The following is an 11,335-nucleotide window of genomic DNA, read 5'->3' as shown; positions in this document are numbered from 1 at the left end:
GCCCTTTTGTGTTTCCGTCAGTCCAGGCTGCGCAGCACCAGGCCGGTGGCCGGCTTCGGGCCGAAGGAGGTGGACTTGCGGGGCATCGTCACGCCCTGGCGGGCCAGCTCCCGCACGATCGCCTCCCGTACGGGATGCAGCAGGACCGCCGTGCCGCCGTTGCGCTCGGCCATCTCGACGGTGGCCTCGGTGTCGTGGATGTACGTGATCTGGTCCGGGGTGTCGGGGATGTCCCACAGGGTGTCCAGCAGGGTCGCGTGGAGCACCGTGGCGTCCAGCCGGCGCCAGGCCTCCGGACGGTCGTGGCGGACCGTTCGGTCGATGAGGGCCGGGTCGGGGTCGGTGACCAGGTGGAAGGTGCCGTCCCCGGCGAGGAGGAAGGCGTTGCCGCGCTCGGCGGCGTCGTCCAGGGCCTCCATGGCCAGCGGCAGCGGCCCCTCGACCTTGCGGACCCGGAAGTGGCCGTCGAGGGAGGCGAGGGCCCGGTCGAGCGGCAGGCGGCGGAGCATCCGGTGGATGGCACGGACCTGGAGCGGGTAGCGGGCCGTGTCCACGAGGAGGACCAGGCCGAAGTCCCACGCGGTGGGGGAACCGTGCTCCTCCTGGAGGCGCAGGTAGGTCGCCCAGCGGTGGTGCCCGTCGGCGATCAGGGCCTGGCGGTCGCCCAGGTCGGTACTGATCGCCGCCAGGTCGGCGGGGTCGGTGACGGCCCACAGCCGGTGCTGGAAACCGTCCTCGGTGGTGGTGGCGAACAGCGGAGTGCTCCGCGACGTGCGCTCGACGACCGCCGCGGCCCCCGCCTCCGGGTCGTCGCCGAGGTAGGTGAGGAGGAGCGGTTCGAGGTTGGCGGAGGTGGCACGCATCAGACCGGCCCGGTCGGTGACCACGTGGGGCATGACGTCCTCGTGGGGCAGGACGATGCCGGCGTCGGCGGCGGAGAGGGCCAGGGCACCGATGATGCCGCGCTGCAGCAGGCCGCCCTTGCGCTGCTCGTACACGTACAGAGCGGGCTCGGGGTCGGCGCTGAGGATGCCCTCGGAGAGCCAGTCGCGCAGGGTGTGCGCCGCCTGCTGATTGCGCGCGGCGGGGGTGTCGGCCTGCGGGAGGATCAGGCGGACGATGTTGTGCGGATCGGCGGACTCGAGGTGGTTGAGTCCGTCCGGGCGCACGACCACGTCGTACGGCGGCGAGGTGACGGCGGCCAGGCTGCCGACACGCTCGGGGACATAGCGCAGGCCATGGAACGGGATCAGGCGCAGTCCATGGTCCGCGGTGCCAGATGTGGTCATTGGAGAATCGTAAGACCCGTCTCGCCATGCGGGATGATCGGGGGAGTGCGGAAACCGGACAAGATCGATCCCCCGGCTGCGGCCGGGAGGACACCAGGAGGAGCGGACACCATGACCCGGCAGAGCAGGACCAGTCCCGCGGGCAGTGAGCGCAGTCTGCACCAGGCGTACGACACGGCCCTGCTGGACCTCGACGGGGTGGTGTACGCGGGCGGGGAGGCCATCGCGCACGCGGTGGAGTCGCTGGCCTCGGCCCGGGCCGACGGCATGCACCTGGCCTACGTCACGAACAACGCCCTGCGCACTCCGGACGCGGTCGCGGAGCACCTGAGCGAGCTCGGGATCCCGACGGAGGCGGGCGAGGTGATCACCTCCGCGCAGGCGGTGGCCCGCCTCATCGCCGAACAGGTGGAGCCGGGGTCGAAGGTGCTGGTGATCGGCGGCGAGGGACTGCGGGTCGCGCTGCGCGAGCGCGGGCTGGTCCCGGTGGACTCCGCCGAGGAGGAGGGGCTCGCGGCGGTGGTCCAGGGGTACGGGGGCCCCGACCTGCCGTGGGGCCGGTTCGCGGAGGCCTCGTACGCGATCAACCGCGGGGTGCCGTGGTACGCGTCGAACACCGATCTGACGATCCCGGGAGCGCGGGGGATCGCGCCGGGCAACGGGGCCGCGGTGGAGGTCGTACGGATCGCCACGGGCGCGGAGCCGCAGGTGGCGGGCAAGCCGCTGCCCCCGATGCACCGCGAGACCGTGCTGCGGACCGGGGCGAAGCGGCCGCTGGTGGTCGGGGACCGGCTGGACACCGACATCGAGGGCGCCTTCAACGGGGAGGTGGACTCGCTGCTCGTGCTGACCGGGGTGACCGACGGGGCGCAGCTGCTGCGGGCCGAGCCCAAGTACCGGCCGACGTACGTGGACCGGGACCTGCGCGGGCTGCTGACCCCGCAGCCGGAGCTGACGGAGCGGATGGGCATCTGGCGGTGCGGGCGCTGGAGCGCGCTGGTGCACGGCGGGCGGCTCGAACTGACGCCGGTGGTCACCCTCTCGCCGGAGGGCAAGGTCGTGGACGAGCCGGCCGGGGACCCGCTCGACGGGCTGCGGGCGCTGTGCGCGGCGGCCTGGACGCACGCCGGGGACGGGTCCTGCACGCTGGACGCGAGCAAGGCCCTGGCCGAGCTGGGGCTGTAGCGGGGCGCGGCGGGCGGGCTCGGCGGGGGCCGTTCGGGGCCCGTTCCGGGGCCGTTCGGGGGATTCGAGCACGTGGAGGGTAGGCTAACCTAACCTTCGTGTTGGTCGAGAGTCCCCCCGAACAGAGCGCGGCGCCGGCCGCCGCCACCCGCTCGCGCCACGGTGTGCGAGCCGCCGGTCTGCTGGCCGCCTTCGGCGTGCTGGCGCTGATCGCGGTGGCGAGCATCGCCGTCGGCGCCAAGCAGATGCCGCTCGAGGAGGTCTGGCACGGCCTCTTCCACTACTCGGGGACCACCTCCGACGTGGTCGTGCGGGACCTGCGGGTTCCGCGCACCCTCCTCGGAGTCCTCGTCGGCCTCGGCCTCGGCCTGTCCGGCGCCGTGATGCAGGCACTGACCCGCAACCCCCTCGCGGAGCCCGGCATCCTCGGCGTCAACGCGGGGGCCGCGGCCGCCGTCGTATCGGCCATCAGCTTCTTCGGGGCCAACTCGCTCAGCGAGTTCGTGTGGTGGGCCTTCCTCGGCGCCGCCGTCGTCTCCGTCCTCGTGTACGTGCTCGGCGGCAGCCGCAGCGCCACCCCGGTGCGCCTCGCGCTCGCCGGTACGGCGGCCAGCGCGGCCCTCGTCGGCTACATCAACGCCGTGCAGCTGATGGACAGCAAGGCGCTGGACAAGCTCCGCTTCTGGACGGTGGGCTCGCTGGCCTCCGCCACCATGGAGACCGTCCAGCAGGTGGCGCCCTTCCTGCTGGTCGGCGCCGTGCTCGCGCTCACGCTGGGCCGGCCGCTCAACGCCATGGCCATGGGCGACGACACCGCGCGGGCGCTCGGCGCGAACCTGACGCGGACCCGGGTCGGCGCGATGATCGCCATCACCCTGCTGTGCGGGGCCGCGACCGCCGCCTGCGGGCCGATCGTCTTCGTCGGCCTGATGATCCCGCACCTCGTACGGGTGTTCACCGGGCCGGACATGCGCTGGGTGCTCGCGTACTCGGCGGTGCTCTCGCCCGTGCTGCTGCTCGGCGCCGACGTCATCGGCCGGGTCATCACCCGGCCCGCCGAACTCCAGGTCGGCATCGTCACCGCCCTCATCGGCGGACCCGTCTTCATCTACCTCGTCCGGCGCAAGAGGATGGCCCAGCTGTGACAGTGACCGACGCACCCCGCACGGCACGCGCGGGCCGGACCGGTCCCCGGCCGCTGCACCTGCCCGGCGGGATATCGCTGCGCGTGGAGCGGCGGGCGCTGGGCGTGGGGGTGCTCCTGCTGGTACTCGCCCTGGCGATGGCCGTCCTGCTCATCGGCACCGGCGACTTCGACATCGCCCCCTGGGACGTCGTACAGACCCTGCTGGGCAACGGCACGCCCGCTCACGACTTCATCATCAACGACCTGCGGCTGCCCAGGGTCCTGGTCGGGCTGCTCGTCGGCGCCGCCCTCGGCATGTCCGGCGCCGTCTTCCAGTCCGTGTCGCGCAATCCGCTCGGCTCCCCGGACATGCTCGGCTTCGGCTACGGCTCGGCGGTCGGCGCGCTGGTCGTCATCGTCCTGTTCCACGGCGGCGCCGGAGCGGTGGCCGTCGGAGCCCTGGTGGGCGGCCTGGTGGCCGGGCTCGCCGTCTACCTGCTCGCCTACAAGCAGGGCATCCACGGATACCGGCTGGTGCTCGTCGGCATCGGCGCCTCGGCGATGCTGATCGCCGTCATCCAGTACCTGCTGACGAAGGCCCAACTGTTCGAGGCCACCCGCGCGATGGTCTGGCTGACGGGCTCGCTGGCCGGCCGGGACTGGGCGCAGGTCCGGCCGCTGCTCGGCGTCTGCGCGGTGCTGTTCCCGCTGGTGCTCGGCCGGAGCCGGGCCCTGCGGATGATCGAGATGGGCGACGACGCGGCGTACGCCCTCGGGGTGCGGGTGGAGCGGACCCGGCTGCTCCTGATGGTGGCGGCGATCCTGCTGACCACCGCCGCGAGCGCCGCCGCCGGGCCGATCAGCTTCGTCGCGCTGGCCGCGCCGCAGCTGGCGCGCAGGCTGACCCGGTCGCCCGGGGCCGGCCTGCTGACCGCCGCGCTGATGGGCGCCGTACTGCTGCTGGTGTCCGACTGGGCATCGCAGCGGGCCTTCGGCGCCGACCAGCTGCCGGTGGGCGTGGTCACGGGCCTGGTCGGCGGCGTCTACCTGTTGTGGCTGCTCGTCACCGAGCGCAAGGCGGGCCGGATATGAGGAACCGGAACAGCATGAGCGACCAGAGGAGCAGGCAAGTGCAGCGGCTGACCGCGGAGAACGTGACCCTCGGCTACGACCAGCGGGTCATCGCCGAGAACCTGTCGGTGGAGATCCCGGACAACTCCTTCACCGTGATCGTCGGGCCGAACGCCTGCGGGAAGTCCACGCTGCTGCGGGCCCTTTCGCGGATGCTCAAGCCGTCGGTGGGGCGGGTGCTGCTCGACGGGCAGGCCATCGGGTCGATGCCGGCGAAGAAGGTCGCCAAGACGCTGGGGCTGCTGCCGCAGTCCTCGATCGCGCCCGACGGGATCACGGTGTCCGACCTCGTCTCGCGCGGCCGCTACCCGCACCAGGGGCTGCTGCGGCAGTGGTCGGCGCAGGACGAGCGGATCGTGAACGAGTCGATGGCCTCCACCGGGGTCGACGAGCTCGCGGACCGGGCCGTGGACGAGCTGTCGGGCGGGCAGCGGCAGCGGGTGTGGATCGCGATGGCGCTGGCGCAGGAGACACCGCTGCTGTTGTTGGACGAGCCGACGACCTATCTGGACATCCAGCACCAGATCGACGTGCTCGACCTCTGCGCGGAGCTCCACGAGAGCCGGGGGCGGACGTTGGTGGCCGTGCTGCACGATCTGAACCACGCGGCGCGGTACGCGACCCATCTGATCGCCATGCGGGAGGGGAAGGTCGTCGCCGAGGGGGCGCCGGGTGAGGTGGTCACCGCGGAGCTGGTGGAGCGGGTGTTCGGGCTGCGGTGTCAGGTCATCGCGGACCCGGAGACGGGCACTCCGTTGGTGATTCCGGCCGCGCGGGTGGCTCGCACGCGGTAGGCGGGTGCGGGTCCGTTGCGCGGGGCTCCGCCCCGGACCCCGCGCCTCAAACGCCGGCGGGGCTGAAAGGATCGCCTCAAACGCCGGCGGGGCCGGTCTAGAGCAGGCTCTTGAGGCGGAGGAGGTCGCGGAAGCCGGCTTCCAGGCGGATGCGGCCCGAGGCCCAGGCCTTGGGGAACTTCAGGTCGCCCGCGACGAGGGCGACCAGGTCGTCGCCGGTCATGGCGAGGCGGATCTCGGCCTTGGTGGGCGGCGGACCGGGAGCCACCGCGTCCACGCGGATGCGGCCTCCGTCGAGGCGGCCCGTGAACGTGTGGTCCAGGTCGGTGATGTGGCAGCTCAGCGAGCGGTCGAGCGCGGTCGCACCGCGCACGTCGCCATCGGCCCGCGCCAGGTTGTCGGAGAGTTGGTCGAGTGCCGCACGGCACTCCTCGATCGTAGCCATCGTGATCCCGACCGTACCGCAGAGCCGTGCGTGGTCGCGGCGCGGTACGGGGTAGCGTCGGGGGCATGAGCGACGAAGTGCCCGACGTGCCGCAGGACCCGCCCGCGCAGGCCGCCGCCGAAGCCGCGGCCGCGCCCGCCGGGCCGGCCGCGCTGGGCGTCGTACGCACGCCCACCGGGCACGCCGAGGTGGACGCGGGGCTGGAACGGCTGGCGGACGCGGACCACCTCCCGGCGGACGGACACGTCGAGGTGTACGAGGATGTGCACCGGGGGCTGCGCTCCGCGCTGACCGCGCTGGACGCGCCCACCGACCCCCGTCGTGACGAAAACAGGAGCTGAACCGAACGTGGCAGGAGTGGCACGCCGCCGCCTGGACGCCGAACTGGTACGCCGCAGCATGGCCCGCTCGCGCGAGCACGCCGCGCAGCTGATCGCCGCCGGCCGGGTCACGGTGGGCGGAAATACGGCGACGAAGGCGGCCACCCAGGTCGAGACCAGCGCGGCCCTCGTCGTGCTCAAGGACGACAGCGACCCCGACTACGTCTCCCGGGGCGGCCACAAGCTGGCCGGCGCGCTGGCGGCCTTCCAGCCGCAGGGGCTGCGGGTCGAGGGCCGGCGGGCACTGGACGCGGGCGCGTCGACCGGTGGTTTCACGGACGTGCTGCTGCGCGCGGGCGTGGCCCACGTGATGGCCGTCGACGTCGGCTACGGGCAGCTCGCCTGGTCGCTGCAGAGCGACGACCGGGTCACCGTCAAGGACCGTACGAACGTGCGCGAGCTGACCGTCGAGCAGCTCGACGGGGTGCCCGTCGATCTGGTTGTCGGCGATCTGTCCTTCATCTCCATCGGGCTGGTGCTGCCTGCCCTCGTACGGTGCTGCGCTCCGGACGCGGACCTGGTGCTGATGGTCAAGCCGCAGTTCGAGGTGGGCAAGGACCGGCTCGGCAGCGGCGGAGTGGTGCGCAGTACCGAGCTGCGGGCCGAGGCCGTACGGGACGTCGCCGCGCAGGCCTGGAAGCTGGGCCTGGGCGTGGTCGGGGTGACCGCGAGCCCGCTCCCCGGCCCCTCCGGCAACGTCGAGTATTTTCTGTGGCTGCGGGCGGGGGCACCGGCACTCGACCCGGCGGATGTTGACCGTGCAGTGGCGGAGGGGCCGCAGTGACGAATGAATCGGTGGGATCAGCACAGCCGGTGGGATCAGCACAGCCGGTGGGATCAGCACAGCCGGGGGAAGCAGCGCAGTCGGGGGAGGCGGGCGCGCGGACGGTCTTCCTGCTCGCGCACACCGGGCGGCCCGCGGCCATCCGCAGTGCCGAGCTGGTCGTGCAGGGTCTGCTGCGCAGCGGGCTGGGCGTACGGGTGCTGCGGCACGAGGCGGTGGACCTGCCGCTGCCGCCCGAGGTGGAGCTGGTGGCGGAGTGCACGCCGGCGGTGCTCGACGGGTGCGAGCTGCTGATCGTGCTGGGCGGCGACGGGACCCTGCTGCGCGGCGCGGAGTTCGCGCGGGGCTCGGGGGTGCCGATGCTCGGCGTCAACCTGGGCCGCGTGGGCTTCCTCGCGGAGGCGGAGCGGGACGACCTGGACAAGGTCGTGGACCGGGTCGTGACGCGGGAGTACGAGGTCGAGGAGCGGATGACCCTCGACGTGATCGTGCGGACCAACGGGGACGTGGTGCACCGGGACTGGGCGCTGAACGAGGCGGCCGTCCAGAAGGTGTCCCCCGAGCGGATGCTGGAAGTGGTCCTGGAGATCGACGGGCGTCCGGTGTCCGGCTTCGGCTGTGACGGGATCGTCTGCGCGACGCCGACGGGTTCGACGGCGTACGCCTTCTCGGCCGGCGGGCCGGTGGTCTGGCCGGAGGTGGAGGCGCTGCTGATGGTGCCGATCAGCGCCCACGCGCTGTTCGCGAAGCCGCTGGTGACCTCGCCGGACTCGGTGCTGGCCGTGGAAGTGCAGACCGGGACCCCGCACGGGGTGCTGTGGTGCGACGGGCGGCGCACGGTGGAACTGCCGTCCGGGGCCCGGGTGGAGGTCCGGCGGGGTGCCGTGCCGGTACGGCTCGCGCGGCTGCACCACGCGTCGTTCACGGACCGGCTCGTCGCGAAGTTCGCGCTGCCCGTGTCGGGGTGGCGGGGGGCGCCGCACTGAGCGGGCCGGACCGGCCCGGGTGCCGGTCCTCGCACCGGTCCTCGCACCGGTTCGTACCCCGGGTGTACGTAAATAGCATGATTGTTCGAGTGGCTTGCGGCGGGTGACGTCACATGGCACCCGTGAAACCTCGGTATCGTCGTCCCGTGCTTGAGGAGATGCGGATACGGTCGCTCGGGGTCATCGACGACGCGGTGGTCGAGCTGTCGCCCGGTTTCACCGCGGTGACCGGTGAGACCGGCGCGGGCAAGACGATGGTCGTCACCAGCCTCGGGCTGCTGCTCGGTGGACGGGCGGACCCGGCGCTGGTCCGGATCGGGGCCAAGGCGGCGGTCGTCGAAGGGCGCATCGTCATGCGCCCGGACGCCCCCGCCGCGCTGCGCGCCGAGGAAGCCGGCGCCGAGCTCGACGAGGGCGCCCTGCTGATCAGCCGGACCGTTTCCGCCGAGGGTCGCTCGCGCGCCCACGTCGGCGGACGCTCCGTGCCCGTCGGCCTGCTCGCCGAGCTCGCCGAGGACCTCGTCGCCGTGCACGGCCAGACGGACCAGCAGGGCCTGCTCCGGCCCGCCCGCCAGCGCCAGGCCCTCGACCGGTACGCCGGCGACGCCGTCGCCGTCCCGCTGGAGAAGTACGCCGCCGCCCACCGCCGGCTGCGCGCCGTCGCCGCGGAGCTCGAGGAGATCACCACCCGGGCCAGGGAACGCGCCCAGGAGGCCGATCTGCTGCGCTTCGGGCTCGACGAGATCGCCGCCGTGGAGCCCGTCGCGGGCGAGGACACCGAGCTGGCGGCGGAGGCCGAACGCCTCGGCCACGCCGAATCGCTGTCCTCGGCCGCCCAGGTCGCGCACGCGGCCCTCGCGGGCAACGTGGAGGACCCCGAGGGCGTCGACGCGGGCGCGCTCGTCGCCGGGGCGCACCGGGCGCTGGAATCCGTACGCTCCCACGACCCGGCGCTCGGCGCGCTCGCCGAGCGGATCGGGGAACTCGGCATCCTGCTCGGGGACGTGGCCGGCGAACTGGCCGGATACGCCGACGACCTGGACGCCGACCCGCTGCGGCTGGCGGCCGTGGAGGAGCGGCGGGCGGCGCTGACCCAGCTGACCCGCAAGTACGGCTCCGCGGAGAACACGGTGGACTCCGTACTGGAATGGGCCGAGCGGGGTTCGGTGCGGCTGCTGGAACTCGACGGGGACGACGAGCGGATCGAGGAGCTGACCGCCGAGCGCGACGGGCTGCGGACGGAACTCTCCGCCCTGGCCCAGGCGTTGACCGACGCACGGGGCGAGGCGGCGACCCGCTTCGCCTCGGCGGTCACCGAGGAGCTGGCCTCGCTGGCGATGCCGCACGCGCGGGTCTCCATCGACATCCGGCAGACCGAGGACCCCGACGGGGTCGAGGTCGGCGGACGGCTCGTCGCGTACGGGCCCTCGGGCACCGACGAGGTCGAACTGCTGCTGGCCCCGCACCCCGGGGCCCAGCCGCGGCCGATCGCCAAGGGCGCGTCCGGCGGTGAGCTGTCCCGGGTGATGCTGGCCGTCGAGGTGGTCTTCGCGGGCTCCGACCCGGTGCCCACGTACCTCTTCGACGAGGTCGACGCGGGCGTCGGCGGCAAGGCGGCCATCGAGGTCGGACGGCGGCTCGCGAAGCTGGCCAAGTCGGCGCAGGTGGTCGTCGTCACGCACCTGCCGCAGGTGGCGGCCTTCGCGGACCGCCAGCTGCTGGTCGAGAAGACCAACGACGGCTCCGTGACGAGGAGCGGCGTCACCGTCCTGGAGGGCGAGGCCCGCATCCGCGAGCTGTCGCGGATGCTGGCCGGCCACGAGGACTCGGTGTCGGCGCGGGCGCACGCGGAGGAACTGCTCGCGGCGGCGCAGAGCTCGGCCTGATCGTGGCCCGTCGTCGGCGGCCGTGGTCCCGGCCATCGTCCCGGCCGTCGTCCCGGCCATCGTCCCGGCCGTCGTCGTCAGGCTGACGCCCACTAGCCCGTGTGGGTGAGGATCGGGGGTGCGGAACGGTATCTCGTACGGGATCCGCACCCGTATGGTCCCGGAACGCGCGTGCGGACTGGCATCCTGGGCGACGTCTCTGCCTCCCTCACCCTGGAGCTTCGGCCCGTGAGCAGCTCCCCGGTCTCGGTCCCCGTCCTTCGCACCGTCCAAGTACTCGGCGGCGCCAGTGGAGGCGCGCACGTGCGGTCGCTGGCCACCGGGCTCGCCGCGCGGGGCGTACGGGTCACCGTGTGCGCGCCCGTCGAGGCGGAGGGGGAGTACGACTTCACCAGCGCCGGGGCGCGGTTCACCCCGGACGCGGTGAGCGCGCTGCGGGCCGCGTGCGTCGAGGCCGACATCGTGCACGCGCACGGCGTACGGGCGGGCATGCGGGCGGCGCTGGCCCTGCGCGGGCGGCGGGTTCCGCTGGTCGTCAGCTGGCACGGCGGCGGCCCCGGCGGAGGGCGGCTGAGCCTGCTGCTGGAACGCCACGTGGCCCGGGCGGCCGCGATCGTCCTCGGAGCCTCCTCCGCGCAGGTGGACCTGGCCCGGCTGCGCGGGGCGCGGGACGCCCGGCTGGCGGCGGTCGCGGTGCCGGCGGGGCCCGGTGGGACGGCGGGGGACCGGGCTTCGGATCCGGGCAAGGTCAGGGCCGAACTGGGCGTCGTGGAACGGCCGTTGCTGATCGCGGTCGGGAGCCTGGTGGTCAGGCGGGGGTACTCCGTACTGCTCGACGCGGCGCGGGAGTGGCGGACGCTGGACCCGATGCCGCTGCTGGTGATCGCGGGGGAGGGCCCGATGCGGGCGGAACTCGCGCGGCGCATCCACACGGAGGGTCTGCCGGTACGGCTGCTCGGGAGCAGGCGCGATGCCGCGCGGCTGCTCGCGGCGGCGGACGTGGCGGTGCTGCCGAGTCGGTGGGAGGCGCGGTCCCCGCTGGCGCAGGAGGCCTTGCGGGTGGGCGTGCCGCTGGTGGCCACGGCGGTGGGCGGTGTTCCCGAGCTGGTGGGGGAGGCGGGGGTGCTGGTGCCCTACGGCGACGCGGGGGCGCTGGCCGCTGCGGTCTCGGGGCTGCTGTCGGACCCCGGCCGGCGGGCGGAGCTCGCCGCGGCGGGGCGGGCGCAGGCGGCGACGTGGCCGTCGGAGGACGACACGGTGGCGCAGGTCCTGTCGGTGTACGACGAGCTGACGTCCCGCCGCTAGCCCTTCGGGCGGCTCGGTGGGTGG

General features: G+C 73.7%; 11 protein-coding genes. 9 read left to right on the top strand and 2 right to left on the bottom strand.

Annotated elements, in window-relative coordinates:
* Positions 1–17 precede the first annotated feature (17 nt).
* Positions 18–1,289 (bottom strand): DUF1015 domain-containing protein, encoded by a 1,272-nt coding sequence (locus tag ACWGDE_RS29845; protein ID WP_453392145.1) that lies wholly within the window; start codon positions 1,287–1,289, stop codon positions 18–20.
* 111 nt (positions 1,290–1,400) lie between these two features.
* Between ACWGDE_RS29845 and ACWGDE_RS29840 the strand changes: the two genes are divergently transcribed.
* The 4 genes from ACWGDE_RS29840 to ACWGDE_RS29825 all read left to right on the top strand — a co-directional run bounded on the left by ACWGDE_RS29840 (position 1,401) and on the right by ACWGDE_RS29825 (position 5,525).
* Positions 1,401–2,474, top strand: a complete 1,074-nt coding sequence (locus ACWGDE_RS29840; protein WP_453392144.1) for an HAD-IIA family hydrolase — start codon at positions 1,401–1,403, stop codon at positions 2,472–2,474.
* A gap of 98 nt (positions 2,475–2,572) precedes the next feature.
* A complete protein-coding gene (locus ACWGDE_RS29835; protein WP_453392143.1) occupies positions 2,573–3,619 on the top strand; it encodes a FecCD family ABC transporter permease in 1,047 nt (348 codons plus the stop codon).
* Positions 3,616–4,692 (top strand): FecCD family ABC transporter permease, encoded by a 1,077-nt coding sequence (locus ACWGDE_RS29830; protein WP_453392142.1) that lies wholly within the window; start codon positions 3,616–3,618, stop codon positions 4,690–4,692. The genes ACWGDE_RS29835 and ACWGDE_RS29830 overlap by 4 nt, the downstream gene beginning before the upstream one ends.
* Before the next feature lie 14 nt (positions 4,693–4,706).
* On the top strand, positions 4,707–5,525 hold the full coding sequence (locus ACWGDE_RS29825; protein WP_453392141.1) for an ABC transporter ATP-binding protein: 819 nt from the start codon (positions 4,707–4,709) through the stop codon (positions 5,523–5,525).
* Positions 5,526–5,622: 97 nt separating this feature from the next.
* On the opposite strand, the gene ACWGDE_RS29820 is transcribed toward ACWGDE_RS29825, so the two are convergent.
* Positions 5,623–5,970, bottom strand: a complete 348-nt coding sequence (locus ACWGDE_RS29820) for an SCP2 sterol-binding domain-containing protein (RefSeq protein ID WP_453392140.1) — start codon at positions 5,968–5,970, stop codon at positions 5,623–5,625.
* 65 nt (positions 5,971–6,035) lie between these two features.
* On the opposite strand from ACWGDE_RS29820, the gene ACWGDE_RS29815 reads away from it, so the two are divergent.
* The 5 genes from ACWGDE_RS29815 (at position 6,036) to ACWGDE_RS29795 (ending at position 11,311) form a co-directional block, all read left to right on the top strand.
* Positions 6,036–6,311: a hypothetical protein gene (locus ACWGDE_RS29815; protein ID WP_453392139.1), complete on the top strand. Its 276-nt coding sequence runs from the start codon at positions 6,036–6,038 to the stop codon at positions 6,309–6,311.
* A gap of 7 nt (positions 6,312–6,318) precedes the next feature.
* Positions 6,319–7,134, top strand: coding sequence for a TlyA family RNA methyltransferase (locus ACWGDE_RS29810; protein WP_453392138.1), 816 nt, complete (start codon positions 6,319–6,321; stop codon positions 7,132–7,134).
* Between the two features lie 47 nt (positions 7,135–7,181).
* On the top strand, positions 7,182–8,120 hold the full coding sequence (locus ACWGDE_RS29805; protein WP_453392137.1) for an NAD kinase: 939 nt from the start codon (positions 7,182–7,184) through the stop codon (positions 8,118–8,120).
* 113 nt (positions 8,121–8,233) lie between these two features.
* Positions 8,234–10,006 (top strand): DNA repair protein RecN, encoded by a 1,773-nt coding sequence (gene recN, locus ACWGDE_RS29800; protein WP_453392136.1) that lies wholly within the window; start codon positions 8,234–8,236, stop codon positions 10,004–10,006.
* Between the two features lie 228 nt (positions 10,007–10,234).
* Positions 10,235–11,311, top strand: coding sequence for a glycosyltransferase family 4 protein (locus tag ACWGDE_RS29795; protein ID WP_453392135.1), 1,077 nt, complete (start codon positions 10,235–10,237; stop codon positions 11,309–11,311).
* The last annotated feature ends 24 nt before the right edge of the window (positions 11,312–11,335 follow it).

The sequence above is a fragment of the Streptomyces sp. NPDC054956 genome (assembly GCF_053609185.1).
The sequence above is the reverse complement of the archived record's forward strand: the minus strand, read 5'-3'. Positions and strand labels throughout refer to the sequence as shown.

Coding starts and splice junctions, on each gene's coding strand:
- ACWGDE_RS29845 (WP_453392145.1), bottom strand. CDS start 1,289: ATGACCACATCTGGCACCGCGGACCATGGACTGCGCCTGATCCCGTTC.
- ACWGDE_RS29840 (WP_453392144.1), top strand. CDS start 1,401: ATGACCCGGCAGAGCAGGACCAGTCCCGCGGGCAGTGAGCGCAGTCTG.
- ACWGDE_RS29825 (WP_453392141.1), top strand. CDS start 4,707: ATGAGCGACCAGAGGAGCAGGCAAGTGCAGCGGCTGACCGCGGAGAAC.
- ACWGDE_RS29820 (WP_453392140.1), bottom strand. CDS start 5,970: ATGGCTACGATCGAGGAGTGCCGTGCGGCACTCGACCAACTCTCCGAC.
- ACWGDE_RS29815 (WP_453392139.1), top strand. CDS start 6,036: ATGAGCGACGAAGTGCCCGACGTGCCGCAGGACCCGCCCGCGCAGGCC.
- recN (WP_453392136.1), top strand. CDS start 8,234: ATGGCACCCGTGAAACCTCGGTATCGTCGTCCCGTGCTTGAGGAGATG.